The organism is Stenomitos frigidus ULC18 (assembly GCF_003003795.1).
GTDB classification, from domain to species: Bacteria; Cyanobacteriota; Cyanobacteriia; order Leptolyngbyales; family Leptolyngbyaceae; genus Stenomitos; species Stenomitos frigidus_A.
Window position 1 is genome coordinate 1 of record NZ_PVWK01000102.1, and the last position, 24611, is coordinate 24611.

Annotated in this window: 19 protein-coding genes; 5 read left to right on the forward strand and 14 right to left on the reverse strand. The window is 52.6% G+C overall.

The genetic code is table 11. The features are described from left to right. From C7B82_RS19160 to C7B82_RS19170, 3 genes are all read right to left on the reverse strand, one after another. Positions 1-977 (reverse strand): energy transducer TonB family protein (locus C7B82_RS19160; protein WP_146141198.1); only part of this gene is annotated, 977 nt, incomplete at its 3' end. Continuing rightward, the gene (locus C7B82_RS19165; RefSeq protein WP_106257884.1) at positions 974-1417 is read right to left on the reverse strand and encodes an ExbD/TolR family protein; all 444 of its coding nucleotides are present in this window, start codon (positions 1415-1417) and stop codon (positions 974-976) included. The genes C7B82_RS19160 and C7B82_RS19165, both read right to left, overlap by 4 nt. Continuing rightward, the gene (locus tag C7B82_RS19170; protein ID WP_106257885.1) at positions 1395-2057 is read right to left on the reverse strand and encodes a MotA/TolQ/ExbB proton channel family protein; all 663 of its coding nucleotides are present in this window, start codon (positions 2055-2057) and stop codon (positions 1395-1397) included. The genes C7B82_RS19165 and C7B82_RS19170 overlap by 23 nt, the downstream gene beginning before the upstream one ends. 140 nt (positions 2058-2197) lie before the next feature. Between C7B82_RS19170 and C7B82_RS19175 the strand changes: the two genes are divergently transcribed. The 5 genes from C7B82_RS19175 to C7B82_RS19195 all read left to right on the forward strand — a co-directional run bounded on the left by C7B82_RS19175 (position 2198) and on the right by C7B82_RS19195 (position 7669). Beyond that, positions 2198-2407, forward strand: coding sequence for a TonB-dependent receptor plug domain-containing protein (locus tag C7B82_RS19175; RefSeq protein WP_106257886.1), 210 nt, complete (start codon positions 2198-2200; stop codon positions 2405-2407). 150 nt (positions 2408-2557) lie between these two features. Then, positions 2558-4981: a TonB-dependent receptor domain-containing protein gene (locus C7B82_RS19180; RefSeq protein ID WP_219904586.1), complete on the forward strand. Its 2424-nt coding sequence runs from the start codon at positions 2558-2560 to the stop codon at positions 4979-4981. Beyond that, a complete protein-coding gene (locus tag C7B82_RS19185) occupies positions 4978-5589 on the forward strand; it encodes an MptD family putative ECF transporter S component (protein ID WP_219904587.1) in 612 nt (203 codons plus the stop codon). Before C7B82_RS19180 ends, C7B82_RS19185 begins: the two co-directional genes overlap by 4 nt. Then, positions 5576-6301, forward strand: a complete 726-nt coding sequence (locus tag C7B82_RS19190) for an energy-coupling factor transporter transmembrane component T family protein (RefSeq protein WP_106257888.1) — start codon at positions 5576-5578, stop codon at positions 6299-6301. The genes C7B82_RS19185 and C7B82_RS19190 overlap by 14 nt, the downstream gene beginning before the upstream one ends. Positions 6302-6310: 9 nt before the next feature. Further along, entirely contained in the window at positions 6311-7669 is a 1359-nt protein-coding gene (locus C7B82_RS19195) for an ABC transporter ATP-binding protein (RefSeq protein ID WP_106257889.1), read from the forward strand. A gap of 20 nt (positions 7670-7689) precedes the next feature. Here C7B82_RS19195 and C7B82_RS19200 read toward each other — a convergent pair whose 3' ends face one another. From C7B82_RS19200 to C7B82_RS19240, 11 genes are all read right to left on the reverse strand, one after another. Beyond that, complete coding sequence (locus tag C7B82_RS19200; protein ID WP_106257890.1) at positions 7690-8064, reverse strand: VOC family protein; 375 nt, start codon at positions 8062-8064, stop codon at positions 7690-7692. Positions 8065-8188: 124 nt separating this feature from the next. Beyond that, a complete protein-coding gene (locus C7B82_RS19205) occupies positions 8189-9100 on the reverse strand; it encodes an alpha/beta fold hydrolase (RefSeq protein WP_106257891.1) in 912 nt (303 codons plus the stop codon). A gap of 3 nt (positions 9101-9103) precedes the next feature. Next, on the reverse strand, positions 9104-10105 hold the full coding sequence (locus C7B82_RS34355) for a cobaltochelatase subunit CobN (protein WP_219904588.1): 1002 nt from the start codon (positions 10103-10105) through the stop codon (positions 9104-9106). Then, on the reverse strand, positions 10102-12948 hold the full coding sequence (locus tag C7B82_RS34360) for a cobaltochelatase subunit CobN (protein WP_219904589.1): 2847 nt from the start codon (positions 12946-12948) through the stop codon (positions 10102-10104). The genes C7B82_RS34355 and C7B82_RS34360 overlap by 4 nt, the downstream gene beginning before the upstream one ends. Before the next feature lie 367 nt (positions 12949-13315). Beyond that, entirely contained in the window at positions 13316-13660 is a 345-nt protein-coding gene (locus C7B82_RS19215) for a type II toxin-antitoxin system RelE/ParE family toxin (protein ID WP_106257892.1), read from the reverse strand. Next, entirely contained in the window at positions 13657-13977 is a 321-nt protein-coding gene (locus tag C7B82_RS19220) for a type II toxin-antitoxin system ParD family antitoxin (RefSeq protein ID WP_245939990.1), read from the reverse strand. The genes C7B82_RS19215 and C7B82_RS19220 overlap by 4 nt, the downstream gene beginning before the upstream one ends. A 230-nt stretch (positions 13978-14207) precedes the next feature. Continuing rightward, a complete protein-coding gene (locus C7B82_RS19225; RefSeq protein WP_106257893.1) occupies positions 14208-14990 on the reverse strand; it encodes a hypothetical protein in 783 nt (260 codons plus the stop codon). A gap of 27 nt (positions 14991-15017) precedes the next feature. Then, positions 15018-15287, reverse strand: a complete 270-nt coding sequence (locus tag C7B82_RS19230) for a hypothetical protein (protein WP_106257894.1) — start codon at positions 15285-15287, stop codon at positions 15018-15020. Beyond that, positions 15284-15424, reverse strand: coding sequence for a hypothetical protein (locus C7B82_RS32495; RefSeq protein ID WP_181357569.1), 141 nt, complete (start codon positions 15422-15424; stop codon positions 15284-15286). The genes C7B82_RS19230 and C7B82_RS32495 overlap by 4 nt, the downstream gene beginning before the upstream one ends. Before the next feature lie 111 nt (positions 15425-15535). Further along, a complete protein-coding gene (locus C7B82_RS19235; RefSeq protein WP_146141199.1) occupies positions 15536-16234 on the reverse strand; it encodes a hypothetical protein in 699 nt (232 codons plus the stop codon). Between the two features lie 94 nt (positions 16235-16328). Further along, positions 16329-23942 carry an Ig-like domain-containing protein gene (locus C7B82_RS19240; protein WP_106257896.1) on the reverse strand — a complete coding sequence of 2538 codons (7614 nt, stop codon included), beginning with the start codon at positions 23940-23942 and terminating at the stop codon, positions 16329-16331. Between the last annotated feature and the right edge of the window lie 669 nt (positions 23943-24611).

The window sequence follows — 24611 nt, forward strand, 5'->3', positions numbered from 1 at the left end:
ATTCGGGAACTGCGAAAGCGGGACTGAATGTTGGCCTGACGCCATGTCGCTTTACGTACTTTTGCGTAAAAGAACCCCACTCGCACATTCTGCCGTCCGCCATCGGGAATAGTTTTGGGATCAAAGCGCCATTTGGAAAAGGTTTCTAAGGTTTCTCGATCCAGATCAGAGTTACCACTCGATTGCCGCAGGCGAACATTCGTGACTCTGCCATCGGAACCAATGTCGTAGGTGACGCGCGGACTGCCTTCAGAACCGCGATATTTTGGTTTGGGACATTCTAAGCAAACGGGTTGCGGGGCACGATCGCTCTTAGGTGGAGCCGTTCGCGTGGCGGTTTCGTCCGGTTTGCCCGCCGGATCGCCGTTCACCTGTCCATCCGATTGTCCATTGGGGACTCCCCCCGCTTTACCGTCTTCCTGTTCACCTGGTTGTCCATTTGGTTTACCAGTCGGCTTGCCATTAAGATTAAACCCAGCGCCAAATCCACCGAAGCCAAAGCCAAACCCTTGACCGTCTGGGCTAGTGATGGGACCAGAACCGCCAGATTGGGTAGGGTTTTCACCCGTTTGATTGGTGAGGGGAGTTACAGGATCGTTTGGCGACGCAGGGGCATCTTTACCAGGGGCATCTTGTCCGGCAGGCAGAGGAGCTTGGCTGGATGGGGCAAGCGGCAGAGGAGCAGGCGCAAGCTGAGCCGCGATCGCCACGTCCTGAGCGGTGGCAACGGCAGTAGGGGGTTCGGGTGGGTCAGCGACCATCTTTTCGACGGTGGGTGGGTCAACAGGCGCATCTTCTACCACAACTTCCAAGTCATCCTCGTAGGCTGGAATGGCCGGATTCCAGAAGTTACCAACCTGCACCGTCATGGCGATGGCGTGCGCCATCAACGAACCAAGTACGCTGCATCCCAGAAAGAGCTTGAGTACTCTCTGTTCCTTGTGGCGTTGGTGCAGGATGCGTTCAGAGGGCTTCATGGGCGGGGTGAGGGGTTGGGGGTGAGGGGTTGGGAGGAATGGCGGGTGGCGATCGCGAGTTTAGCTCCAGGAATTTGGCGAATTTGATCCATTACCGCGATGACGTGGTCGTGAGTAACAGAGCCATCTGCATTCAGCACCACCACCAAATCTTGACCAGGTTGAGCAAGTTGCTTGATTGAGTTCGGCAACGATGTTAACCCGATTGCATTCTTGTTGAGAAAGAGATTACCTTGTTTATCTAACGTGACGGTGGCGCGAACTGTTTTTTGTGGTTTCGCCGATTGAGCTTTGGGCAGGTTAACAGTTAAGCCTTCAAAGCGTCCCAAAACCAGTGTAGACATGATGAAAAACGTGAGAATGGCAAAGATCACATCGATCATCGGCACAATGTTAATTTGGGGTGGCACATCAGGTTCAATGGGCATTCGTCGTCGCATAGAATGCCTCCCGTTGTAATTTGAGATGTCGTCGGTGGATTAATTCTAATTCTGCTGCGTATTCTTGAATCAAGGCAAGTTGTCGCAGGTAAAAGCCCCGAAACAGGTTGGCAAAAAACAGGGTGAATACAGCGACGACCAACCCAAAAGCAGTAGATACCAGGGCTTCGCTGATGCCTGAAGTGACTCCGGCAGTTTTGGTGCCGCCAATGTCGCCCAGGTTGAGGGCAGAAAAGGAACGGATTAACCCCAACACAGTTCCCAACAAGCCCAGCAGAGGCGACAGGGTGACGATGGTATCAAAGATGTTGCTGAAGCGTTTGAGCACTGGAACCTCGGCTTGAATAGCACCGTCGATCGCCAGGGCAAATTCTTCGGGTTCAGCATCTTCTAAAGATAGGGCTTTGAAAAAAATGCGGGCGATGGGGAGATCAACGTTACGGTCTAATTTCTCGATTGCCAATTTGGGATCATCTCGATACAACACTAATACATCTTTGATCACCCGTTCTTGACGACGGTTAAGCCGTCCCCAAAACACAATGCGTTCGGCAATCAGCGCGATCGCCGTGATGGAAAACAACAGCAAAGGAATCGCTACAATTCCTGCTGCCATTAAGATTTCGCCCACTCTTTGCATAAATCACTCTGAATTAGCTTGCTCAAACACCCTACTGCAAAACATATTGCACATTAATGTTCTATGGAGTTGAGAGCAAATAACAATCCTACCAGGGGGGATATAACCAGAAATTTATCTGTAGATTTGAGCCAGCCAGTTTGCAATTAAATGACACGGGCTTTGGTGCAGATGTTCATACTGGTTTGTGCTATCGAGGCACTACGCTCAACCAAAACCTGTTCGTGCTAAACGGGCGACCGCTCAATACCATCATCAGCACTTACCACGGTGCCACCGATTTAAACCATATTTTGACCAGTGGCATCGATCGCCCTCAGAAAAATTCTAATAGCGCTGATTTTTGTTGAGCTTATCCCCACCCAGGGCATAGTATCTCCTTGCTTTCATTGATAACATCTACAGAACAATAAAACTGGTGAAAACCTTTTACCAGCTCGCTTCTAGTATTTCAGACTTAATTTGAAGCTGATGAAATCAGCATTTTATATGGCAATGTTTTGGAAATCAAATTGATTTTCAAAGCGCTGACGTTGTTTGATGTGTGTGAGGACTGGGTAATGCAACGGTTAGGAATATATGGGGCGAGTGTTGTCGCGGTCGTCGCGACGGCCGCGCAGCCTGCTTGGGCACAAGTTGTGCAGGTTACGGGTGTAGAAGTTCGAGCTGTGGATCAAGGCATTGAAGTGGTATTGCAAGCGGCAGGTGGAACCCTGGCGACCGCAACTCCAACCCGTGACCAGAATGTGTTTACGGTAGATATGAACAATGCCCAATTACAGTTACCGGGCGGTCAGCCATTTGAGCGAGCTAAGCCATTGGCCGGCATCTCCAATATTTCTGTAACTCAACTGGGTGAATCCACCCTTCGGATTGCGATTACGGGAGAGACGCAAGCACCGAATGTGAAAATAGTCCAGAGCGATCGCGGCTTAGTCCTGGCCGTGACTCCAGGGAGCGCGGTGGAGGAAGAGGAAGAAGAAGTGACCGTAGTGGGAACCCGAAGACGGACGTTGCGTTCAGAAACTCCCGCCACCGTTGAGGTGAAAACAGAGGAAGAAATTCGGCGAGAACAACCCCTCGCCCGCACCATTGCCGAAAACCTGCAAACCCTACCCGGTATTTCTTTGAATCGGTTGGGTTTAGTCACAACGAACCTCAACATCCGAGGCTTGACTGGAGAGCGAATTGGCTTACTGGTAGATGGTCTGCGGGTGCCAAATCGCCAGTTTGGTCCACCCTTCGGCAACTACGATCCATTTCGGATTGAGCGGATTGAAGTTTTGAAAGGTCCGGCTTCGTCAATTTATGGAGCCGATGCCTTTGGGGGAGTGGTTTCTTTGACCACGACTTCTCCCCGCCCCGATCGCCCGTTTCGAGTTCGCACAAATTTGTTTGGCGGTGGGTATGGCGAATTTGTCGCCAATGGAGAAGTGCAAGGACCAAATTTCATTGTGGGTGCTTCTACTCGGCGGGGAGGTGATGCTCGCGATGGCAACGGGAATCGCATTCCCTTAGGCACTACCTATGAAATTTTTGATGTCTACGCTGCCGGACGAGCCGACATTAGCCCGATTGAGCGGCTAGAGGTGCGCTTCGATCGCTACCGCCAAAATGACGTAGACTTGCCCGGATTCGCCAGTGATCCTACCAGTGTCTTCCAAATTACGGCTGCTAGAAACGTCTTTCAGAATAATGATAACTACTCACTGGCGTACATTAACGAGGGCGTACCTGGTGGAACCAACTTCTCCGTTCGCACTTCTTATCAACAGTTCAAAGACCAGACTAACCTCAACAACTTACTCTCAATTCCGGGTCGAGTCGTGAATCGGGGGCCTTTTCTGCCCCCTCTAGTCATTCCGCCACTCCAGATTCCTGGCTTTTCATCCAGCAACTTTCTGACAGAAACCGTTAGCGTTTCGGCGCAGGGCAACACGCCCATCGGCTCTGCTATTCTCACTTATGGCTATGACTTCAGCCGTGATAGTAATGCTTCGCAAGATTTGGTGACGAACCTATCCGGTCCCTTAACGACTCGCACCTTCAACGGGATTTTTCTACAATCGTCTTACACTGTGGTGCCACCTCTCACCCTAGCAGGCGGTATCCGGTTTGATACGTTTGACTCCACCAGTAATCGCAGTCGCGATCGCAATGATAGTGCTGTCACCTTCAACGCTGGAGCAATCTATCGCATCACCAATGAATTCGCCGTTCGCGGTAATTTTGCCCAGGGGTTCCGTCCACCCACACTCCTGACGTTATTTGGCAGTAACATTGATGGCTCCTTCTTCGCGCCCACTCGTGGTCCGATCGTCTCCAATCCCAATTTAGAGCCAGAACGAGCCAACAACTTTGACCTTGGCTTAAACTACTCTTCCGGCTCTTTTCGAGGTGGAGTGACGTACTTCCGCAATGACATTTCTAACTTTTTGGGATTTACCGCGATTAGGTCTCGCCCGACTGCCGCTGGATTCGCCAGCTTCCAAACCGCGAACAAGCGAGTGATTTTGCAAGGCGTGGAAGTGACAGCCGCTTACCTTTTCAGTCCACAATGGGCATTAGAAGGAAACCTCACCTACTTTGATAGCCGCGATACGTCTGGTGTGCCGTTACAGCAACTCGAAGTGCTACCCACCACGGCTCTGGTGCGGTTGCGGTATGATGACGGTCGCTTCAGCGGCTTTTTGCAATCCCGCATTTTCGGCGGACAAGGCACCGTGCTTTTAGCAAACAATGTTTTAGGTAAAGGTAGCCCTGCCGCGACCGTATTTGATTTTCAGGTGGGCTACCGCTTTACTCCTGGCGCTCAAGTCACCCTCAGCATCGAAAATATGTTTAATGCCGATTACGTCTTCCCCACCGTCAACCTATCCGCCCCCGGAATCCGGTCCCTAATTGGTCTCCGCATCGATTTTTGAGTCTTTATGAACGGTTGCAAACGCCCTTACCATCCCTCTACTTCCCCACTCCCTACTCCCTCATGAAACCCTGGACACTCAAAGACTATGTTTTTGCAGCCTTCATGACCATTGGTATTGCCGTTGCCTCTGCGATCGCGGTGCCACTCACCTTAGGCATTCCCTTACCTGGTGTTCGCACGATTGTTTGGGCACCCTTTGGCGGCATTTTTCTCACCCTGGGGATGGCTCGACTACAACGCAGTGGGAGCGTTGCCTTGATGATTGGGACCTTGGCGTTGCTGCTCAGTCGGTTGTCGTGGATCATTACGGCCTTTCTGGTAATTTCCCTGGTGATTACCGAAATTATGATGCTAGTGCGAGGAGGCTACCGCAGCAAGTTTAATCGCTTACTCGGAAATGTAATCTTCTTTGCCAGTACGACGGTAACGGGAGCGCTCATTGGTGCCTACACTGCGTCTCCAGGTCTCACCCAATGGCTATCTCAACCGTGGATTTTGTTGCCGATGACACTCCTCTCTGGTTTAGCTGGGGCGATCGGCTGGTGGTTAGGTGAACTGGTGATTAAGCAACTGCAACGAGCTGGAAAACTGGATGTCGATCGCTAGGGCTTCATCGAAATCTCCAGGTTTTCTAACCAGAGTCAAACCACTGGCAAAAATCATTGTCAGTTTGGTCATCACGGGCATGGCATTCTCGGTGAAAAATGTGTGGGCAATGGGTGTTTTGGCGGCGGTGTTAGTGGTGTTGCTCATGCTGTGTATCACCCGTCAAAACATTCGCCAGATCGGGCAAGGGATGATTGCTGGAACGATCGCGTTGCTGTTGTTTGTGGCGATCGGCACGTTGCTCCTGAACAATGTTCAAGCTGCGTTGCTGTACGGGTTACGTCTGGTTGCAATTTTGCTGCCCACGCCTCTACTTGCCCTCACTACTCCTCCAGCCGATTTAGTTCGGGCACTTCAGGCAGCAAAACTGCCATCGTTTCTCATTTTGAGTTTGATGCTGACCTGGCGATTTTTGCCCATCATTCAACAGGAGTCACAGCGCATTCTGGAGGCAAATCAATTACGGGGAGTCGATATCAGCCGTCAACCGCAGCATTGGTTTGCCGGATTATTTGTGCCACTCATCTTTCGCATTGTTAGCTATGCCGATGATGTCACAATTGGTTTGGAGACGAGGGGATATGATCCCAACGCAACTCGGAGTATGAGTCAACCCTTGGTCTGGCAGCTACGCGATACTCTATTCGTAATCGGTTCTGTATTAGTGGTGGTATTGGTCGGATATTTAGATTCAGTCAATGCAGGAGGATAATTCAATAGAATGCCTTCTCTGCTAACCATTACTGATTTGTCCTTTACCCATATCGGTCGATCTCAACCCACGATCAACCCCATCCACCTCACTCTACAGGTGGGAGAAATTGTATTGATTGCCGGGGCAACGGGAAGTGGTAAAAGCACATTGCTCAACTGCATTGCCGGTATTTCACCGATTCATACAGGCGGCACGCTCACCGGCAATATTCAATACAATCATGAATCGATTTTAGAGTGGTCAGTGCAGCAGCGATCGCGCATTTTAGGCATCGTTCTACAAAATGTGGAAACTCAACTTTTTACCGACCAAGTCACTGAAGAACTAGCATTTGGGCTGGAGAATCTCAATCTTCCGCCCGCTCAGATCGGTCTTTTAACCAACGCGGCTTTGCAGGAATTTGGGCTAGAGTCCCAACGAAATTGGGCAATTACTCAACTCTCTGCCGGACAAAAACAACGCTTGATCCTGGCGTGTGTGCTGGCAATGAACCAACCCCTGCTGTTGCTCGATGAACCCTTTGCCTACCTCGATCGCGCTGGGGCAGAATTATTATTACGCTTGCTCAAGCATCGCGCCACCCAAGGACAATCCATTCTGCTGGTGGAGCATCGATTGGATTTGGTCAAGGACGTGTGCGATCGCGTTTTTCAGTTTGAGGCCGGTCATTTAGTCGAAGGGGGTAGGGCGTTGGCTTCCGTGAGCGTCAACCGAACGGGAGTAGAGAGTGAGGAAGCCATAAAACATGCCCCTTCCGGTTCTCACATTCTCCAGACGCAGAATGTGAGTTGGGGCGGGTATCCTGCCTTTCCTGATCTGGAAATTGGTCAGGGAGAAACGGTTTTACTGAAAGGAGACAATGGCTGTGGCAAAACGACATTGCTCAAACTGCTGTGTGGATTGTTGAAACCATCGACCGGAAAAATTAAACTATTCGGTCGCAATACGAGAAAACAGCGGGTCGTTCATATCGCCAAAACCGCTGGATTTGTTCTCCAAAATCCGAATCATCAGCTATTTGGTGATAGTGTGCGGCAGGAAGTCTTACAACCCGGAGTGACGACTCTGGCAGCGGAACAAATGTTGGAGCAGTTGAGGTTGAGCGATCGCGCTGAACAACATCCCCAATCGCTTTCTCAAGGACAAAAACGCCGATTGGCCCTGGGAGCAGTTCTCGTGCGTCAACCCCAACTCTGTTTGCTGGATGAAATTACCGTTGGACAAGATCCCCAATCCCTCAGCCTGATGCTAGAGGTATTGAGGAATTTCACCCAACAAGGCGGTACCCTGATCCTCACCAGCCACGACCCGCAAGTGGCAGATTGTCTGAATGCCAGAGTGATCCAGATAGGATCTAGGGGCTAGGGGGGCTAGGGGCTAGGGGCTTAGTGCGCTATCCCTGCTCCTGCGGGTTGGGCGGCAGGTTGGAGCAAACTGAGCAAATGACCATCGGGAGTGCGGACGGCGGCAACTTTACCAAAGGAGGGTTCGCGGACTCGACCTTCTAACTTCGCGCCCATTTCTTCCAGTTTGGTCAGCATGGCATAGACATCATCCACATGGAAACTGAGAATGGGCGTATCCCCAGCATTGTAGGTGTGTTCTGCGGAGTGCAGCGCGATCGTGGTGCCGCCTGCATCCAGTTCTGCCCAACCGGGGCTTGCCATTCTGACGGTTAAACCCAACCCTTCGCTGTAAAACTTTAACGTCGCTGGAATGTCTTTCACCATCAACATAATATGCTTGAATTCTGCCGTCATAGATTGCTCCTTATCGTTTCAATTGAGGATTACTAACACTTACCTGCCGATGATTCGTTCAAAAGTTTCGTCAGTTGCTTCTTACCTTAAAGTAACTGTTCTTAGAATTGCAATACGAATGCCCTTAGTTTTGCAAACTAAAGTCTAAGATGTGTTTCGCTGTGACTTGCGGTTGCTCAATGTGGGGAACGTGTTTGCTGTCTCGAATCCAGATGAGTTGACTCCCAGCAATGTCCCGATGAAATTTTTTCGCGTCATCAGTGCCCAACACATCATCTGCTTCACCCCACAAAATTAGTGTGGGGTTGGTAATGTGACCAATGCGATGCCCATGGCTCATGCAGGCATTTTCACCCAAAAAACTGTAGCCTCCACTTTTAGTAAAGGAAACCATTGAATCATGCCAACCAGGCATTTCTGTATGAATGACCGAACAGCGCAGCAGATCTAGCAGATCGGGATCAGCGTTTGTGGACGTACTGAACTCCAACGCTTTGAGTTTGCGCTGTCGCAGATACTCAACGGCCCAATAATCCAGAGGTGGGAACAGAAATTTGACGTAGGGCGGCGGTCCGGTGTAACCTACGCTGTCAATCAACACCAGTTTGGCAAAGATTTCGGGATGGGAGAGAGTGAAATCGATCGCCACCGCTCCGCCCATCGATGCCCCCACCAGAATCATGGGTTGACGAATTTGAGTGTGCCAAAAATGATACAGGTGAGTCTTGATGTAGTCTGGAGTGCAGGCAACGGTAGCGGGACGAGCGGTGAAACCAAACCCCAGCAAATCGAGTAGCCAGGTTGATTGATGTTGCAAAAGCGGGAGCAAATAGCGAAACTCCAGCAAAGAACTATCGAAGCCGTGCAACAGCAGGATAGGAATACCATCGCCTGACTGTTGGACAAAAGCAGTTTCAATGGGTCGAGGACATAAGGGAGTAGCGATCGAGCACCGTTGCATTGCTTGCACTAAACTTACTGACTCTTCTGCGGTTAATTGCGCGATCGAGTCGGGCAAAAAATCGTGTGTTTGCATAAGTTAGCTCAACACCCCAACTTTGTCAGATTCCTGTGCTCCTCGCTTCTGCGCCCCAGTCCCCATTTCAATTTGAGCTTCAATGTCGTGATAAATCTCCTGTAGTTTTTCTCGTTCTGCATCCGTCGGTTGCCAGTAGCCGCGATGGTCTGCCTCACCCAGTTTGCGAATAATTTCCGCTTCAGCATAAGGATTGTTGTCCATTAAACGTTGGCGCATGGCATCATCAAATACAAACCGTTTGGCAACCTTGCTCCAGGTGGCAGTGCCGACACTCTGAGTCAGGGCATCGAGTCCAATCAAATACTCCACTCGATTGGCGATTTCCTGCGCTCCTTTATGGTCATGGTTCAGCATCCCGTCAATCCATTTTGGGTTAAACAACCGACTGGTGACACCCTGGCGCACGGCTTCTTCAATGGTTTTGACTTGAATCCGTTCTTTGGTCGTATCGGCAATGAGGACTTGCGGACGATCGCCGCGCACCATGGTGGTTGCCTGCGCCATGCCTCCAAAGAACTCGTAGTAGTGGTCTACATCGGTGACTTCAAATTCATGGGAGTCGCGCACCTGAGTAATGAATTTCGTACGTCCCAGTGCAGCCGTAAATGCCTCGCGAGATTGTGTTCCGGTGAGGCGATCGCCATAAAGATACTGGGTGCGGTTGATATACAGTTCACCCAGGTCGGTTTCGCTTTCCCAGGCGGCTGTTTCAATCATCGTACTCAAGCCGTTGCCATACTCGCCAGGCGGAGGCCCAAATAACCGAGCAGATGCTAGTCGAAATGCCTGCGGATCATTGCCAAGCTGCGCGGCAAGGGCGATCGCATGACGACGAACCGAATTCGTCTCCAACGGCTCATCTAACTGGGCGACGGTCTGAAACGCCAGATCGATCAGCCGTACCAAGTTGGGAAATAGATCCCGGAAGAACCCGCAAATGTTGACAGTGACATCCACTCTGGGGCGACCCAATTCTTCTAGAGGAATGATCACTGGCTTCATAAAATAACCCTGCCCCGATCGACCTTTACGCCGATGTAGCGCAGAATCTGACCAATCGTTTCACCGTAGGTCTTGCAGGTTTCAAAGCCCCAGAGAATCACGCCCACTGCATCTGGATAAGTTCCGTGTTCCGTGTGGTATCGACGCAGAGTTTCCTCGGCAATACTTGCGCCTCGTTCGTAAGCGCTATCAGTCGGAAGTTTGGTGGGATCAAATTGGAACGTATTGCGTCCGGTGGGATACGTGTGAGGCGATCGCACCGGATCGCCACCCAGTCCCGGTTCCACGTAGCCACCATTCAAAGCATGAAGTAGGGATGCCATCTCATCGGTTGTTTCGACCCACTGAGCGACTTGATGCAGGTAATCTAAGGCGGGTTGGAAGGGGGGGAGAGGGGGAGAGGGGGAGAAGAGTTCTGCAATCATTTCTCGGCTCTGTTGTGCCAACGTTTCAATGCGGGAGTCTGCATTGTCTAATAGCTGATCGTAATCGAGCCCCTGCGTTTGGGCGATGAGGCGAGGTAGAGCAGGGGCTTCGGGGCGATCGTACCGGGCGATCAGGTTCAGGTAATCAACTAAGCTGTCTCCCTGTAAGCGATGACCAAACGTGTGTAGCCCCACTGGAATGGCAACTCGTTTCAGTTCAAATAAATCCTGATGGAGCGTTTCTAACGCATTTTCATACGATGCAAAATCAAATTCTTCAATCGTTTCGATGGTGTCTAACTGATCAATCTGAGCCGATGTTAATTGCAGCGGTACATCGTGCTCTAGACAAACGGCGGCAATCTGCCGTAGAACACTCACCGCACGCGGCAAACTCGCTTGCTTCTGCACTTCATATTCATCGACTAAATCTTCTAAATGATCGAGATACTCATACAATCCGGCAGGAGTAAAGGTGGGGGAGGCATAGCTCACCAATTGGGCATAGCTGCGGCGTTTCGCGATCGTCCCTTCTGACACATTCACCACATGATACACGTAGGTATGCGGCACAGTTCCCAACAATGCATCTGGTGTAGAATCCTGAGCTAAAGCGACCTGCTTTCCAGGTAAAAATTCAAAGGTGCCGTGGGTGCCAATATGCACAATCGCATCTGCATTCCAGCCGCTTGGCTCGTCTAGCCAACGGTAAAACGCATTGTATTGATGGTGGGCGGGGAGACTATCATCATGCTGCAACTTGCTGGGGTCTTCATGTACTCCCCGCGAGGGCTGAATTGCCACGACGACATTGCCAAATTCAATCCCTGCAATCAAAATGTCATCCCCGTCTACCATCAGATCGCCGGGAGGAAGTCCAAAGGTGTTTTCAGTTTGTGTTTGTAATAGTTTAGGTAATTGCTTATACCAGTCTAAATAGATTTTTAAGGGAATGCGAATGGCGTGTTTGGCAGTCAGGTGAACCGAGGTGAAGTCGCCGTTATGCAATAGTCCGCGACTTAACAGCAGTTCCTTCAGGGTGTTGGCTGCGGGTGGCATGACACTGTAGCCTGCTGCCTGCATTTGCACCAGAATGTGTTCAACCGAGGCAAACACATCCAGGAATGAAGCTGTTCCCAAAGTGCCTTCACTGGGCGGATAGTTAAAGATGACGATCGCCACTCGTTTCTCAGCATTTGCTTTACGTTGTAGGGCAGTGCGTTTCAGAATCCGTTGTGCCAACCGTTTGCCGCGTCCAGCAATGGGAGTGGCGATCGCGTCGTCGGATAATCCATAAATAATCACGGGGTCAATCGCCCCATCCAATTCAGGAAATGCCACCGTCGAAAGCGTCTCAATGGGTGGGAGACCTTCCGCCGTTTGTTCCCACTGAGTAATTTCTCGATTATTCGAGGTAATGGCAACGTAATAGGGAATGTCTAGTGCTTTCAGGAGCGCGATCGTTTTTTCGGGATTGCCGCCCAGCGGACCGCCATCCAAGCGGAACCATAGTAGAGAGACGATCGCATCACAAATCCGTTGTCCATTGTGGAAAAAATGCTGCCGCAACGCTTCGGCAGTGCCAATCCCATCAGCAAAGAAGGGAAGTACGTTCGCCCCATTCGCCAATTCTGCAAATAATTCTTGCCCGCCTGCTAAATTTGTCGCCATGCTAGTGCCGCCATAGAACAACACCGCCACTGTCGGACGAGACGCATCGAGGGGATGGTCAGCGATGTAGTCGGTGTAGGAAAGGTAGCGATCGCCTGTTGTCAGATCCATAAAGCCAAAATCTGGATAGGCGATCGGCTCTGCGGCTTCCACCTCAACTCCGGCATACTCCGCCGCCACAAATCTAAGCAGATTGGCTAAATTCTCCACTCCAGAATTTGTCCAGTAGCTGAGGCACTTCGCCCAATTTTTCGCATGATGCATCGCTTCCGGAGACAGCATTCCCGCCATGCGCTCAAGCCCCTGCCCCATCTGTTTGATCTGGCGATAATCAGTGCCCGCAGAAGCGCTAGCTGGAATGCCTGCATTCTCCCGACTTCCCCTTTGCCCTCCCATCGCCGCGCTCGAAAACTTACCCATCCGAGTTAACGCCATGACACTCGGACCACCTCCAAACACGGGGATGAACGCAACATCTTGCCCCTGGGTTTCGACAAAGGCTCGTTGAATGACGGAAATGGCTAAATCAGGATTGCCTCGCAGATCAAATAAAACGGCTTTCGACTCCCGAATAGTCGCTAAAACGCCTTCTATCGATGCTGGGTCATCTTGAATCTGGTGAATCAGAAGCGTTGTCAAGTCAAACTGTTTTCCATCTTTTTCGTGGATGTGTTGTAGAGCACTTGATAAATCGCCCAATGGAGAAGCAGATGAAATCAGCGTCAACCGTGGTAGTGAGTTTGGCATAATGAAGCGCTTCCAGAAGTCTGTTTTCGTTAAAGCAAATATTCCAGCAGAATCACCAAGACCCAGCGTTGATCCGCTCCTTCCTCAGGAAAGGATATCTGCTGTCAGCCAAATATGCAATAGTTCTGCTATTGCTTGCTTTAGCCAGCACTCTGGCACTTCATAACTTTCACTATTTTTCTCTCGTTTAGAGTTTGCTTTCTAAGTAGTCGGACAAGATAATTTACATACCATTTCACGGCAGATTAAGGTTTCCAGCACAGTTCATGAGTAATTAATTCTGTACAACTACTTATAGACGTAGAAAGCAGTGATTGAACCGTGATAAGTCGTGTTATTCACAAACCACCCGCTTTTCCCACTGCCCTTATACGTCGAGATCGCGCTCACGCCCCAAATTGATCACGGAAAATGGCTCCAGATCGCGGGAGCCGTTGATCACTTTGAGGATTTCAACCTGATCGCGGAGAGAACGGTCGAACACGAGATAATCGCTAAACTCCTTCACCTGCCAAGCGCGGAGGTTCGCCAGTTTGGGGTGTTCAAACGGCCAGACTTTGCCGATGTCGGGATCGGTGGCAAGGCGGACGAAGGTGTCATCGCAGGCGGCATAAAACCTGAGACCAGCATCTTGACCCGCATATTCAGCGATGCCAAAGGCTTCCCGATCCACATCGGCGATCGCGGTTGGAAGCATGACCTGCTTTTTCACTGTTGCCGCGCTTGCATCCGGCTGATCAAGGCTTGGCGGCGCTGCTCCCAAAATTCTGGAGTGATGTCCACCGGCTCACCCGATTCCAGACTTTCTAACAGCAGGGCTTCTAGTTTCTGCTCTTGACGGTGCTTCTGGTCTTCGCGCACCAATGTCCGCATATATTCGCTAGGAGTGCTGAAAGCGCCTTTCTGCACCTGGGTTTCAATGTATTCTTTCATCGCCCTGGGAAGGGAAATGTTGAGGGAGGTCATGTCCATAGGGTAATGCCGCTGGAGGTGACAGGATGACTGACAGTTAATGGCAGTTAATGACATTATGCCGCACTCCATGAATTCCAACCCAGACCCGGCACTAAAGCCGCAAATTTTGTCCCCACGTGGGACTTCTGCAGACGGCGCAGAAGCGCGACAAGAGAATGGGGCTTTCAGCCTTGCCGGTGGCTGCTTTTGGCTGCTTTTGGGCCTCTGTACTACTCGGCTTGAGTCCAACTTGAGTCCATTCGAGTAGTACAGCCATTTTTGTGACCGTTTTCGACGGTCGCGATCTACACCTCGCTTTTGCTTTTGAGGCGATCCGATGCCATCGATTTCAAGTTTAAGCTTGTCGCTAAATTGAGGAGAGCATTGCTGCAATAAAGCGGTCTATGTAATTGACATTTCACAAAGGTGCGATCGTGCGCCACAAATAGGGGGGGCATGAGCACTTTGCGACTGTCACTCATCGCCGACTTGAAGAACTTACTGCCGATGTCACCCGGCAAGCGGTCGGCCCAGTTCGTCATTTCTTCCGACACCACGCTGGTAATGCGCTGCTGCTGCCGTAAGGACTGCTGCCAGTCTTCCTCAGTTAACCCAGAGCGGTTGAACTCCTGATAGCGGCGTTCGATTTCGTCGAGGTACCACTTGAGGAAGGCCGCGATCGCGCGGTAGTTCATCCCGGCACCGATATGCCGAATGCCCTGCCATTCGTGGTTGGCAGCGTGAGGGTCGAGCACAACGACCTGGTGCCCCGCGCGCACTTTCTGCATGACCAGATAACGCGCTGTCCAGCTCTTCCCGGCCCCCATGCCACCAAACAACAACCCTGGATATTCCAGGAAGTTTTGCAGGTAAGCGGTGGTATCAGCCGTCGCAGCAGACGCGGGAGTGACAGGACTGGCTGGCGACCCAGAAGCAGCGGCGGCTGGTGGGGACGCTTGTGGCATCGCTGGCGGGGGTGCCGGGGGTACTTCCTGGTACTCAGCGTATTCATCGGGCAGATAGGGGGCCATCTGTGGGTAGAACTTTTCGGCAGTTTGCAGTTGTGCTAACTGACTGTAAACCTGCAAATCAGACTGCTGCTGAATCGCCTGTAGCTAGCTCTGCTGCAGTAATGTTTGGCGCTCCCACTCCTGGTATTGCCGCCGATAATCACGTCGGGTTTGGGTGAGCAGCCAGGCGGATATGCACAGTCCAGTGTCGATCAACGACAGGGGAATTTTACGATAGGCCGCTTGATAGGTGAGCTGGGTGCCCAGAAAACGAAACGTTTCGGGCTGATGCAGGTAGCCGCTGACCGCGAGAGCGGTGCTGGTCACTCCAGCGGCTAAGAGTCCGACAATCTGAGGTAGATAGGGGTCTTTCACCGTAAAACCTCCTGCACCTGTTGCTGCACTTGCTGTTGCACCTGTTGACTGGTGTGGGCGAGTTGGTCAAACCAGCCCGTGAAGATGGCGACGACGAGAGCGATCGCCAGGGCCAGTAACCGGGCACTGCGAGACAAGTATGCGGGCAGAGCCAGGGACAGGAGGCAGGCGATCGCACCACATCAGCACTGTCTAGCATCTCTCCGTCATCTTCGGCACAGTGGTCATAAACGACATGAAGCCGCTGCTTATTTCGGCTTTACAGGGCTACTCTGTGCTTCACCCTCATCTTGAAGGGAAGTTACCAACCGTTGGCGTAAGTCTTGAATTTGCTGGTCACGCGCAGCAGGGCTAGGATCGTTGTTGTAGGGAAGGTTCAGTATCTGAGTAATGAAGTAAGCTGCTAAATCCGACACCCGATAGTGCATGTACATATCGCTAATGGCTCCCCACTCACTGGAGCCATACCGCAACCCATTGTTGTTACTAAGTAAACGAGACAGACAAGGCAGGGCCGCCTGCCCATAACCAATTAGTGTCCTGCCAAAAATCGCCGCTCCATGACCAGGTACTCCCCATAGGTCATAGGAAATTTTGCCTTCAATAGTACTTTGCATAGTCTGGCAGTACGCTCCTACAAGTCTCTGATCTGCTGATTGACCCGCTTTAATAAGGTTTTCTTGAGCATAGACCCGCAGCTTGGGTGGAAGGTACTGCCTTGCTACAATCTTGGCTAACTCTAACTCTGCATTCGGTTGCGCTAAAACGATTTCTATACGCTCAGAGAAGAACGGCGCTATCCCAAAGATAGAGTTTAGGCGATCTCCCAGTAGCCACTTCTCAATCGTGTTGGCATCTGCTTCTGAGATCAACATCGCTGCAACTACAAGATTTGACGAAGGTGGGTGAAAGCGAAACGCCTGATTGTGCTTAAGATCTGCTCCCATAACAGCAAATCCTGTTATGTATCCGAGAAACGGCATCACTACTCCGCCTGTCTGTGCTATTTGAAAAAGCAGCGGCTTATTTCGGTTCATAGGATTATTTCAGTGGCAGAGGGACTGTAGGAGTAAGAATTCCGTTAATCATAAACTTCTGGCTATTCCATTTCTTGGCAGCAGCTAAGAAGTTGGCGGTTGGACGACCTTTAGACACTGAACTTAGAGATTTGTCCAGAAAATTACCTTGCGCGTCAAATTTAAATCCCCAAGATACTGAGCCATAATAAGTGCCTTTGTCCCGCCCATCAATAGCAATAGCGTAAGTCTCAAAGGTAAACTCTAATGTGTTTCCAATAGGAAGATTTTCAGCTCTAGGTGAGTCACCAATTAGAGCATCAACTTTTAAACTACCGGAAGTAAGACTTCCAAAACGAGCGTTTGCAAGAGTTACCCCTGTATTGTTCACTCCATAGTAAGGATAAAGGTAAGGCATTCCTGCTGAGTCGTTTTTTCTATCAATACTCAATCCTTCAGTACCCTCGGTCTTTGACAAAGCCCGTGCTCTCATCTCTAGTGTTGGGTAATTGGGTCTGTTGTTTTCTAGACTAACTATAGTTTGAACCATAGCAATTTTGGTAGAGTTGACTTTGCCATTCGGCGCAAACCTAAGTTGGGCATCATATGCAACGAATAATGTGTTAGCAGTAGGTCCATTTGTTACTATTGGATTAATTCTCTGTATTGAAAATGTACCGAAGTTAGTATTTTGAGGGCTTTGAGGGGAAAGTTGAATGGTACTACTGAAACTGCTAGCCTTTGACTTGCTAGGATCAGTGTCTAGATTGCTTCCACTCTCACCGTTAGAAATCACTCCTGTCGAGACAAAACTGGTATCGTCTCCTATCCAAAACAGGCTATCGATGTAAGAATCGATAGCATCATTACTTTGGACTGATAATTCAGTTCCATATTCAAGAGCATAAGCTCTGACCCAAGCAGATAAACTACTAACATTTACAGCATTATTCTTTTTCTGCTGTAGCTCTGGTGCAAGATTGAGATCTGTCAATGCTTTTCGTTCAAGAGCTAGGAAGTTAATCTGCTGAGTTGGTGTATCAAAGCCATTAAGGAAAACTTCAAGCTCACTTGCCCCATTTTGTAATCCTTGGCTCTGATTTTTGTAAATCGTGTCAAGGAAAAAATCGAAAGGCATTTCGGTGGATGGTGTTGTGGTAGATGGATTCAAAGCAGCATAAGCACTGCCAAGTCCGACGAGTTGGCTAAGGAATTTAGCATCCGTCTTCTGATCGCCGATAGAAGATACCTGTTGAACGGCATCCATCAAATTATCCGCAAAGTCCAATGCCACGATGCGATTGTTCAGCGTATTCAAGCCTGTAAAGAAGGCACTCAGCCCTCCCTGTGCCTGTTTAACATCTGTCTGCTTGCCCTGCAATAGGGTATTGAGAAATGCTGAAACCGCTTCATCACTGTTTGCACTGTCGGCAGCAGTCGGATTCAATTTGGCAAACTCCACGCCAAACTCCATCAGTTCCCGTAAGAACGTCGCATCTTTCACATCCCCCTTCAAACTCGTAACATTACTCGCCGCCTGCACGAGGTTATTAAGAAACTGAATCGCCCGCACCTTATCATCCACTCCTTCTAGCAAGCGTCCCACTGCCGCCACACTCTCTGCCAGCGTTTGAGCAATGGCATTACCATCCTTAAACACCCCATTCGCATCCGGAATCTGCAACCGCCACAGCTCGTCCAGGAAGCCAAAATCCTCCTCCCCTCCCGGCACCGTCGCCTCCGGATTAGGGTTCAACCAGGCATAGGTCTTCGCCAATGCCATCACTGCCGCCGTCAACGCTTTTTGTTGCGCCCCATCCGTCACCCCCGGCGTTGCCTCCGTCACCACCGCCAGCAACGTCGCCTGAAACACCTGCTCCCGCACCGACAACTGATCCGTCACCAGCGCCTGCGCCAGCCATGCTCCACCAGATAGCACATACCCTGGTTCCACGCCCGCTTGACTACCCGCTGGCGCATAAGCATCGGCAAATAGCCCTTCCATTGCCGGACGCAAGCGCTCGATCAACGCCTGGTCTGCTGCCTCCTTAAAGTTACCGTTTGTACCATTGATCAACCCTGACAACCGCTCCCCCAGACCCCGTAGAAGCTCTCTACGATTTGTCAGTGCTGCTTTCTTTGCAATCGTGTTTGGGTCAGTGCTAATGAGGTCGATCGCCTTGTTCACCAGTTGGTTCACACTCTCAGCGTAGGTAAACTCATAGCCACTACCCTCCAGGTTCGTCGGGTCTCCCTTCAGGTCATCGCTCGGTTTCGGGTTTGTGGGACCAAACCCGCCGGGTGTCGAGGTGAAGGCACCCGGTCCACCGCCATTCGGATAACTCCAGAACCCCCAACCACTACTGCCGACATAGCCCCAGCTACCCACATTGCCCACCGTTGCAGTAGCGGGGTCTGGTGGCGTGGGATCACCCGTATTGCTAGAACCACCCGGCAACGTGTCATCATCACTAACATGGCGATCGCTGGGGATGAAGAACTGGAAGCCACTGCGTTGGGTATTACCCGCGCGATCGGTGCTGGTCAGCACTAAGTTATAGGGAGTCTCTTCGGTGAGCGTCGCGGTATTCAGTACCTGGTCAAACGCCTGGTCGGTCACTGGCAGCGTGCGCGACGACCCTACGGCGACACCATTCACCGTTTCAAGCTGATAAGTGACATTGACATTCTCTGAGGCTTCCACCACCGTCCCTTGCAGATGGGTGCCCCGCTCCCAGGCAATCCCATCAATCAGGTTGGGTAAGGTTGTCACCGGAGCCGTCCGGTCGAGCGTAAAGTTCACCACTTGCTCGGCGATCTGGTTGGTATCAGCCTGCACGCGCAGGCGCAGCGTATAGGCACCATCCGCCAAGTCACCGCCTGCCAATGCCGCCAGGGTCTCCTCGTCCAGCGCAAACGTCCCATCGGGTTGCAGCAAGGACGAAAGATCCTGGAAGACAGCATTCGTCGCCGTGTCAAACGTTGCCAACAGTGCTGTGATCACACCGGGTGCAGACGCGACACCCGCAATACCAGGTATATACGTCCAGCCATCGGACGCATCACTCCCTGTATCCTGTAGCAATTGTGCCACTAACACAGGTGCCTCGCCCCCACCGTCATTGGTGGCAGAGACATTCACCAGGAACGGTGCCAACGTCGTCGTATTTCCCGCCACATCCGTCAGCGTGACGCTCAACGTTTGATTGTCCCCGCTATTGCTACCCGTGAAAGCCAGACGGTAGTTAAACAGCCCATTTGCCGCCACAGGTACCGTCACTGCTGGATTGGTGCCCAGTTGGTATTGCAGCGACGCCACGGCAGACGTGGTGCCATGCACCTGCCCCAGGAGCCTTGTGCCCGTCGTCAGCGTCACACCATTCGCCAAGGCAGTCGCCGTTGTGCTACCCGTCGCCAGCACACTCAACTGTGTGGTCGTCGGTGCCACCGTATCGATCGTCGTCAATAGAGTGGCTGTTTGACTGTCCCCGATCGCATTGTGCGCCACCACACTCAGACTTTGCTCACCCTCTGGCAGTGCCGTCGTCAGCGCGATGCTCCAGGCACCCGTAGTGATATCCGCCGTGGTTTCGCCTAACAATTGCTGCTCCCGGAACAGCCGCACCGTGGCACCTGCTTCGGTCGTGCCGACGATCGTCGGGGTGGCATTGTTCGTAATGTTGTCCGTCTGGCTCTGTCCACCGTCTGTCAATGCCGTGAGCCGTAACCCTTGCGGAACCGATGGCACCAGCGTCGTAATCGTCACGTCCGTCGCGGTGGTCGCCAGACTGGTATTGCCAGCAACATCACTCGCTGTCGCCGTCAGGCTGTGAGTGCCGTTACGCAGTTGGCTCGTCGTCACCCGCCAGCTACCTGCCGCATTCGCCAGCGCTTCGCCAATCAACGTCGTCCCTTCAAACAGTTGCACTTGAGCACCCGCCGCCGCGTTGCCCGTGATTGCCACGGCATACATGCCAGCGGGAGTCAGACTGAGGTTCGTTGGCGCTGTCGGTGCCTGGGTATCGAGGTCAAACGTGATCGCTAAAGGACTTGTCACCGTGCCCACGGTATCCACCGCTTGCAGCGATAGCGTGTAGTGAGCGTCCAGGAGTGGTCCCCCGTAAAGGGTTTCTAACTGCGTCCGATTGAGTGTAAAGCTGCCATCAGCTTGCAGTTGCGGCGTGATATCCACATAGTTCACGCTCGCCCCAGTGCCAAAGCCTGCCCGCAAGACCGCTGGCGCATTGGTCACCTGTCCGCTGATCGTGGGGTTACTGGTCACACCATCGTCATTCGTAAACCCATTGGGTGCCGTATCCTGATCTAACGCGGCTGTGACTACCGGAGCACCCCCTAGCGCCACCGTGACAGGGGTTTGCAGCGTCTTAACATTCCCCGCTGTATCCGTGGTCGTGATGGTGAGCGTGTGGGTATTGCTCGTCATGCCAGTGAAGTCGAGTGCTTGATCAAAGATACCTGTCGCCGGATCAAACGCCAGCGCAATCGCCGGACGGTCATCAAAGTGGTAATTGGCGGCGGCGATCGCCGAGCCAGTCCCAGCCACTGTTCCGGTTAAGCGTGTACTGCTCCCCAGCGGTGTCGTGAGCGGTGTGGTCACGGTCAGGGTGGGTAGGGTCGTATCCACCACCAGGCTCAGTGGTGCCGAGTTGACACTCACGTTGCCTGCCACATCGGTGGCGGTGGTTGTGAAGGTATGGACACCCTCGGTGAGTGTGGGTGCGGTGATTTGCCAAGCCCCCGTCTCATCCGCGATCATCTGTCCGATCACCTGCCCTTGGTCGAGGAGTTGCACCAGCGCATAGGCAGCGGACTGCCCCACCACGGTCGGAGTCGGGTTGGCAGTCACACCATCACTGGCACTGCTGCCCGTGTCACTGATCGCGCTCAGAGGCAGCAGGGTCGGTGCCGTTGGTGCCTGCGTGTCGATGATGAGTACTAAGGCGGGGGAGGCAAGGCTGCGATTCCCTGCCAGATCGAGGGCAAAGGCAGAGAGGACGTAACCCCCATCCGCCAGGGTGGGTGTCTGGATCTGCCAGTTGCCGTTCGCGTCTGACGTTTGCTGTCCCAGGAGTTGCCCCTCGCCCCAAAGCTGCACCAGCGTGTGGGGTGCGGCAGTCCCCGTCACAATCGGGGTGTTCACGTTCGTCTGCCCATCCGTGCTGCTGCGTCCCTTGTCTATGCCAGCGGCAAACCGCACATTGCCAGGGGCGGCTGGTGCTACCGTATCCACGGTCAAGAGCAGCGGGGTGGAAGCGGCACTCACATTCCCCGCCTGATCCGTCGCCGTCGCACGCAGGGTGGCGAGACCCTGCGGCAACGACAGCGTGGTGAGTTGCCAGAACCCACTCGCGTCCGTGCGCGTTTGACCGACGACTTGAGCGTTGTTCCAGAGGGTAATGTCCGTCCCGGCTTCCGCGTGTCCGGTGAGGGTCGGGGTCGGGTTGCGCGTGATGCCATCACTGTGACTCTCACCCGTATCCGCCGTGGAGTCTAACGGTAAGAAGCTCGGTGCACTGGGCGCTTGGGTATCCACCACCAGGCTGAGCACGGTCGAAGCGGCACTGACATTGCCCGCCACATCGGTGGCGATCGCCGTCAGCGTGGTGGTGCCTGCCACCAATGGCTGTACTGTGATCTGCCACACGCCATTCCCAGCCGCCGTCCCCTGCCCAATGACTTGCCCCTGGCTGTAAAGCTGGATGAGCGCTCCGGCTTCTGCCGTCCCTGTCACAGTGGGAGTAGTCACATTGGTCACGTTGTCACTGGCACTCTGTCCACTATCGCTCCCCGCCGTTAACTGCAAATTACTCGGTGCTGCGGTGGTGCGGTCCAGTGTCAAGGTGAAATCCGTGGTCGTGACGAGGACATCCTCTACCCCTGTAGCGCGGAGATGCAGCACATAACTGCCGTCCGTGAGCGGCAGACCGCCGTTGATGGACTGGAGCTGCGCGGGCGTGAGGGTTACGCTGCCTGCTTGGAGTGGCACGGCAATGTCCGTGTAGTTGGCAACCAGGGTGTTGTTGAAGCCCGCGCGGAGGTGCCCCAGGGGGCGCTCTGTACTAAGCTGCACGCTGATGGTGGGGTCGGCAGTGCGCCGATCCGTATTCGTGCCATTGAGCGCGGTATCGTTGACCAGCGCGACGGTGACCGTGGGTGGAGCCGCATCGAAGACCGTGCTGAGCGTGTAGTTGGCACTCACACTGCTGGTGGCAGGCAAGACGCGCAGGTAATAGGTGCCTGCCGTTAACGCACGTTGCATGAGTTCGGCAGTGGTACCGCTATTGCTAGCGGTTTGCAGGGTATTGCTACTGCCATCCAGGAGTTGCAGATTGGCATCCCCACTCAGTCCCTTGAGTGCAAGCGTGAAGTTGGGAGCCGCTGTAGACAACGTGAACCGATAGTAATCATTCACATCGCTGCCGTTCACGGTCCCTGTGTACGTTGCTTGCCCAGTGAGCGTACCCACATCAAACGCTGTAGCTGGCGTATTTCCCGCCGTATCCAAGCTACCCGGATCGCCGTAATGGACAAACGAGGCGGCAATTTGCCAGTTCAAGTCACCGATGGGGTTAAAGTACACCCCACCGTTCGATAGCAGCGTCGTCCCGTTCATGAGCCAGATGACATCTTCACCCGTGCTGTAACGCCGCCACAGAATGTCAGTCTGACCATCGTGGTTAAAATCCCCTGTCCCACTGATGCGCCAGTTCGGATCGCCCACTGCTTGCAAATTAACTGCTGTACTGAAGGTGGTGCCGTTCATGAACCAGACCACAGTTTCACCCGTGCCGTCGTAACGCCGCCACAGCAAATCGGTCTGCCCATCGTTGTTGAAATCACCCGTCCCGTTAATTTGCCAACTTGGATCGCCCACGGCTTGCAAATTAACCGTTGTACTGAAGGTGGTGCCATTCAGCAGCCAGACCACATCTTCACCCGTACTATAGTTGCGCCAGACCAGATCGGTCTTGCCATCGCTGTTGAAATCACCCGTGCCGCTGATGTGCCAGTTCGTGCCCACGGCTTGCAGATTCACTTCAGACAGAGAGGTCGTGCCGTTCATGAGCCAGATCACATTCTGCCCCGTGCTGTAATTACGCCAGACTAAATCCGCTTGTCCATCCCCAGAGAAATCGGCTGACCCTTCCAGTCGCCAGTTCACGTCGCTGATCGGCTTGAGGTCGGTGCTGGACACCCGCGTCGTGCCGTTCATCGCCCAGGCAGTGTTTTGACCCGTGCTGTAGTTGCGCCACAGAATGTCTGTCTGCGCGTTGTTAATGGCTTGACGCGTGAATGTATAGGGCGCGTTGGTGGTGCCACTGGCGGCAAAGACCCGCACGTAGTAGACTCCCGCGCTCAGATCCGTCAGGTTCACGTCCTCGGCGGCGGTGCCTGGATTGGTGGACTGTTGCAGGACTGTACCCGCGCCATTGAGCACCTGTAAGTCAGCGTTGCCGCTCAAGCCTGTCAGTGTCAGGTTGATACTGCTGCGCCCACTCAACGTGAAGCGGTAGTAGTCGTCTGGGTCAGCCGTACTGACGGCATCCGAGTAGGTTTGACTCCCCGCATTGATGGCGATTAACTGGGCTGTGGCAAGGGTGTTACCTGGGTCTGACATCACAAACTCGACGGAAGGACATCCCGTGAGCTTAAGAATTGTGACGCGGCTCCGCCTAGAGCACGAGGCGCTTTTTTACCGTAAATTCACGTATTAATTTATACTTAACCTGAGCAGGTTGGGTACGGAGAAACTTGGTGAAGTTTGGGCAGCGACAGCCCACTACTGCTTCCAAGCCCGTGTTGGAATGCGGAGCGCGGCACGGACGCAAAAAGCTTCATTAATAGTATATAAAGTAGCTTCAAAACTAAGTGCAAATACTTAAACGCTGGAACCAGAGGCGGGCAGCGCTACTGGACGAGGCACCCTTAATCGCTTTGGCGGCACGGGCTCCAACGGCAGGCGTGCAGCAAGGTTGACGCACTCAAACCACAACGTGCGCTCAAGCAGAAATCGGCTCGACGGCAAAAGTTTTACAGTGGAGCGTGTGGCAGGACCGCTGCGGTCAACAGACTCGCTCGCATGACTGGAAACGGCGCTCAATTCCAAGCAGGCGATGCGTCACCACGGTGTGACGCATCGCCAAGTCGTGTAAACAGCACTCACAGCAGTCAAGGCAAGCCAAAGCTTTGATCAGCATGAACTTTAGTCAAAACGTAAAAGTGCTAGACCTGTGTCGATCGCCACCGTTTTAATCAGCTTTAAATGAGGAAGTGCCTTTAGCCAACG